Source organism: Rhodopila globiformis (assembly GCF_002937115.1).
Taxonomy (GTDB): domain Bacteria; phylum Pseudomonadota; class Alphaproteobacteria; order Acetobacterales; family Acetobacteraceae; genus Rhodopila; species Rhodopila globiformis.
Genome location: NZ_NHRY01000026.1, coordinates 1 through 5,405, shown reverse-complemented (window position 1 = coordinate 5,405; position 5,405 = coordinate 1). Strand labels below are relative to the sequence as shown.

At 66.1% G+C, this 5,405-nt stretch carries 3 protein-coding genes, 1 tRNA gene and 1 pseudogene; 3 read left to right on the top strand and 2 right to left on the bottom strand.

Features of this window, described 5'->3' with window-relative positions:
• Positions 1-268: pseudogene (locus CCS01_RS33415) on the top strand (hypothetical protein); the annotation flags it as partial.
• Between the two features lie 391 nt (positions 269-659).
• Here CCS01_RS33415 and CCS01_RS00580 read toward each other — a convergent pair.
• A tRNA-Ser gene (locus tag CCS01_RS00580) sits at positions 660-749 on the bottom strand.
• A gap of 519 nt (positions 750-1,268) precedes the next feature.
• On the opposite strand from CCS01_RS00580, the gene CCS01_RS00575 reads away from it, so the two are divergent.
• Together CCS01_RS00575 and secA are read left to right on the top strand one after the other, a co-directional pair.
• A complete protein-coding gene (locus CCS01_RS00575) occupies positions 1,269-2,120 on the top strand; it encodes a hypothetical protein (RefSeq protein ID WP_104516893.1) in 852 nt (283 codons plus the stop codon).
• A 192-nt stretch (positions 2,121-2,312) separates the two neighbouring features.
• Positions 2,313-5,036 (top strand): preprotein translocase subunit SecA, encoded by a 2,724-nt coding sequence (gene secA / locus CCS01_RS00570; RefSeq protein WP_104516892.1) that lies wholly within the window; start codon positions 2,313-2,315, stop codon positions 5,034-5,036.
• A gap of 193 nt (positions 5,037-5,229) precedes the next feature.
• On the opposite strand, the gene CCS01_RS00565 is transcribed toward secA, so the two are convergent.
• The coding region (locus CCS01_RS00565) for a transposase (RefSeq protein ID WP_146101497.1) at positions 5,230-5,405 on the bottom strand (176 nt) is incomplete at its 5' end.

The following is a 5,405-nucleotide window of genomic DNA, read 5'->3' as shown; positions in this document are numbered from 1 at the left end:
CCCGACTGACTGGCAGCAGGTGGCCCAGCAAGGTGCCGCGCCCGCGGCGCCGGCCACCACCGATGCGCACCGGCCGCCTGCCTATGGCTACCGGCCCCCGGCCTATGGCTATCGACCACCACCGCCACCGCCGGCCTATCCGGCCGGCGCAGGATTCGTGGCGGGCGTGGCGACCGGCGCCGTGGTGGGCGCCGCCGCGGCAAGGCCCTACTACCCGCCGCCGCCACCGCCCTATTACCAGCCACCGACTGTCGTCGTGGTGCCCTGAACCGTCGGGTGATGCCGCATGGGCGCCAACTTACCACAGCAGACCGCAGGTGAGTTGGGACGCCGAGGCGGCCTGTCTTCATCGTCATGGCCCGGACAGGCCACACAGGCGTTGACTTAGGCGGCCAGGAGCACGGCCGTTGCTACCCCATCATGGTGGGCGGAGGCCCACCATCCACGCCTTTTGCTGATATCAGCACCGTAAGGCGTGGATGGCGGCCCTGCGGCCGCCATGACGACGGGGCGGTGCCTCGCACCCGGCCGCTTAAGTGACCGCCTATGCGGACAGGCCAGGCCATGACGGAGGGGGAACGCTGTCGCCCTGTCCCTATCGACCTGCGGTTTGCTGTCGCCAGCGACAGCCTTGATCTCATGGCAGTGGCCGGCGTAGCTGGCGGAGAGACAGGGATTCGAACCCTGGGTACGCTTGCACGTACACACGCTTTCCAAGCGTGCGCCTTAAGCCGCTCGGCCATCTCTCCGCGTCAGGTCGCCACTCCATATCAGAACGGGCGCCGGGCGCAAACCCAAATTCCGTGTCCCGGCCGGCCCCCCGCACGCCCTGATTCTCGCTTCGCATCGCCATAGCCCGTGCCGGCAAGCCGTCGTGCGCCAGCCGCTCGGCCCCGGGTCGATGCCGCTTATCGGTTCATCCGGGGCTGCCACAGCCAGCCGACCGGGCGTCGCGCTATATCCCGGCAACATGTGTGTTGCGCTTACAACGCGGCAAAGAATCAGGTGCCGGAGGTGCAGGAAATCTGTGCCAAAGGACTGCACACTCTTTCTCGATATGTCACTCTGGATATAGCGTGAGCTGTCGGTCCCGCCGGGCCGGACACGATTCTCGATATTGCGGAGGTACAGACTTGGCACGCACGGTTTCCCACGTGATCGCGGCCGCTTTCCCCTTGCTGCTTCTCGCCGTGGCGGCGCAGGCGGCGGATACCGATGGCGCGACCCGCCAGCCCTTGTAGCTGGCGCTCCCGACTGACTGGCAGCAGGTGGCCCAGCAAGGTGCCGCGCCCGCGGCGCCGGCCACCACCGATGCGCCGACGTCGTCGTCCGTCGGCGACTATTTCCGCAACTGGTTCGCCCGCGTCGAGCAGGCACAGGCCAGCCAGCCGCACTGGATGACGCCGCTGGTCACCGTCACCCCGCGGCTCGAGCAAGAAGTGCGCTACGACCAGTACTGGCAGAGCCTGGGCAACGGCGCCGAGGAGAACACCTTCGGCAGCGGCAAGGGCCTGGAGCTGATCCCGACCACGACGAACGAAATCCTACTCAACCCGCCATCCTATATCGAGCGGTACACCAGGAAACCGGCGACCGGCTGGGGCGATGCTCCGTTCTTCATCGTCAAGCAGCGCCTGCTCAGCGCCAACGAGCAGGACGGCAACTATATCCTCACCACCTTCTTCGGCGTCCAGGCGCCTGTCGGCTCGGAAGCCTTCAGCAACAACGCCTGGGTGATCACGCCGACGATCGCCGGCGGCAAGGGGTGGGGCGACTTCGACATCCAGGCGACCTTCGGCATTCCGATCCCGCTGGCGCACCAGAACGTCATCGGCACTGCGTTGGTCACCAACGTCGCCCTGCAGTACCATTTCGCCACGTACTTCTGGCCGGAGTTTGAATTCAGCCATACCTTGTGGCTCAACGGCGTGCGCGCCGGCAAGAACCAGATCTTCCTCACCCCCGGCATCATCTTCGGCCGCTTCCCCATCTATCACCGGGTGAAGGCGATCATCGGCGTCGGCTACCAGTTCGCCGTCACGCCGGAGCAGGTCTACAAGCCGGTGCTGACCCCGGTCTACAACCACGCTTGGCTGCTGAGCGCGCGCATTCCGTTCTGAGCCGCCGGCAGGGGGACCGCCCGATCCCGCGATCCGGGCGGTTCCCGAACCGCCGATATGCCTGTAAGCTACCCCCAGCCGCCGGCCAATCGGCGGCGAAAACGTCGCGGTCGTTGACCCTGGGGCATCCGGGTCTTATCTGAACGCCGCGCGTCCGGTTGTCTGCGCCCGGTCGCCCCTTGGAAGGTACGCATGCTCGGCTCAATCGCTCGCGCCATTTTCGGCTCCGCCAACGACCGCTCGCTCAAGGCGTATCAGCGGCGCGTGCCGCAGATCAACGCCCTGGAAGCGGGGATGAAGGCCCTGTCCGACCAGGCCCTCGCCGCCAAGACGGTGGAATTCCGTCAGCGCCTGGCCGACGGCGCCACCCTGGACGACCTGCTGCCGGAAGCCTTCGCCGTGGTGCGGGAGGCTGCGATACGCACGCTGGGGCAGCGCCACTTCGACGTGCAGCTCGTCGGCGGCATGGTGCTGCACGACGGCAAGATCGCCGAGATGAAGACCGGCGAAGGCAAGACCCTGGTCGCCACCCTGCCGGTGTACCTCAATGCGCTCGCCGGCAAGGGCGTGCACGTCGTCACCGTCAACGACTACCTCGCCCGCCGCGACGGCGAGTGGATGGGCCAGATCTACCAGTTCCTCGGCATGAGCGTCGGCGTCGTCGTGCACGGCCAGGACGAGGAAACCAAGCGCGCCCAGTACAACGCCGACATCACCTACGGCACCAACAACGAGTTCGGCTTCGACTACCTGCGCGACAACATGAAGTACCGGCTGGAGGACATGGTCCAGCGCGACTTCTTCTACGCCATCGTCGACGAGGTGGACTCCATCCTGATCGACGAGGCGCGCACCCCGCTGATCATCTCCGGCCCCGCCGAGGACAGCTCCGACCTCTACCGCCGCGTCGATGCCGTGGTGAAGGAACTGGTCAAGGACGAGTCCACCTATGAGAAGGACGAGAAGCAGCGCACGGTGTCGCTGACCGAGGACGGCAGCGAGACGGTCGAGGACATGCTGCGCGCGGCCGGCGTGCTGACCGAAGGCAACATGTACGACATCTTCAACGTCTCGGTCGTGCACCACGTGCAGCAGTCGCTGCGCGCCCACACGCTGTTCGCCCGCGACGTGGACTACATCGTTCGCGACGACCAGATCATCCTGATCGACGAGTTCACCGGCCGCATGATGCAAGGCCGCCGCTATTCGGAAGGCCTGCACCAGGCGCTGGAGGCGAAGGAGCACGTCACTGTCCAGGCCGAGAACCAGACGCTGGCCTCGATCACCTTCCAGAACTACTTCCGGTTGTATCCCAAGCTGTCCGGCATGACCGGCACGGCGATGACCGAGTCCGACGAGTTCGAGGAAATCTACCGGCTGCACGCGATCGAAATCCCGACCAACGTGCCGGTGATGCGCAACGACGAGGATGACGAGGTTTACCGCACCGCCGCCGAAAAGTATGAGGCGCTGGCGGCGCTGATCGCCGAGGCGCGGGAGAAGGGCCAGCCGGTGCTCGTCGGCACCACCTCGATCGAGAAGAGCGAGGTGATCAGCGAAATCCTCAAGAAGAAGAAGGTCCCGCACAGCGTGCTGAACGCCCGCTTCCACGAGCAGGAAGCCGGCATCGTGGCGGATGCGGGAGCGCCCGGCGCCATCACCATCGCCACCAACATGGCCGGCCGCGGCACCGACATCAAGCTGGGCGGCAACCTGGAAGTCCGCCTGCGCAAGGAACTGGCGAACATCCACGACGAAGCCGCCCGCGCCGCGAAGGAAGCCGAGATCCACGCGGAGATCGAAGCCGCCCACCGGAAGGTGAAGGACGCCGGCGGCCTGTTCGTCGTCGGCACCGAGCGGCACGAAAGCCGCCGCATCGACAACCAGCTGCGCGGCCGTTCGGGCCGCCAGGGCGACCCGGGCCGGTCGCGCTTCTTCCTGTCGCTGGAAGACGACCTGATGCGCATCTTCGGCTCCGAGCGGATGGGCGGGATGCTGCAGCGGCTCGGGCTGAAGGAGGGCGAGGCGATCGTCCATCCCTGGATCAACAAGGCCCTGGAGAAGGCGCAGAAGAAGGTCGAGGCGCGCAACTTCGACATGCGCAAGAACGTCCTCAAGTTCGACGACGTCATGAACGACCAGCGCAAGGAGGTGTACGCCCAGCGCAAGGAGTACATGCGCGCCACCGACGTCTCCGAGACCGTTGCCGACATGCGCGAGGAAGTGCTGGTCAACATGGTCGTCGCCCGGGTGCCGGAGAAGGCCTTCGCCGAGCAGTGGCAACTGGCCGAGCTGACCGAGGACGTCGGGCGCGTGTTCAACCTGGCGCTGCCGATCGACGCCTGGGGCCGGGAAGAGGGGATCGACGAGACCCACCTGCGCGAGCGAATCCAGCGGGCGGTGGATGAGGCGATGGCGGCGAAGGCGGCCAACATGGGTCCCGACCTGATGCGCTTCATCGAAAAAAGCCTGCTGATCCAGACGCTGGATGCGGTGTGGAAGGAGCATCTGTATGCGCTCGACCACCTGCGCCAGGGCATCGGCCTGCGCGCCTATGGCCAGCGCGACCCGCTGAACGAGTACAAGTCGGAAGCCTTCACCCTGTTCAACGCGATGCTGACCGACCTGAAGGAGCGGGTGACCACCCTGCTGTCGCGCGTCGAGATCGCGCCGGATCGCCCGGTCGCGCCCGAGCCGGTGCGGGTGCAGATGGTGGAAAGCCACGCCGAACCGGTTTCGGCCCTGACCGGCGAGCCGATTGATAGTGGCAGTCAGGGCGTTGCGGTGGCGTCGATGGTCCGGACCCCGGCGGTCGATCCGAACGACCAGAGCACCTGGGCAGCCACGCCGCGCAACGCGCCGTGCCCCTGCGGGTCGGGGAAGAAGTACAAGCACTGCCACGGGCGGCTGGCCTGAGGTTAGGGGGCGGAAGCTTGTATGGCCTGGGCAACCGGTTTCAAAATCATTCCCGGCTCAGAGCCCGAGCCTGAATGATCCTCCACTCCAGCGGGTCCTGAAGGTCGGCAACACCTCGAAACATCCGGTAGAATGCCGATCGGCCTGGCGGCGCTGCTGGTCAGGCTGATTCTTAGTGGCTTAGGGCGTGTCGTCAATTAAGCCAAACGACGGCGGCGGCGAGGTGGACCGCGGCGAGGAAGTTGCGGGCAGTCTTGTCATAGCGGGTTGCGATGGCACGGAACTGCTTGAGCCTGGCGAAGAAATTTTCGATCAGATGGCGCGCCTTGTAGAGGTCGCGGTCGTAGGTCCGCGGCGAGCGGCGATTGG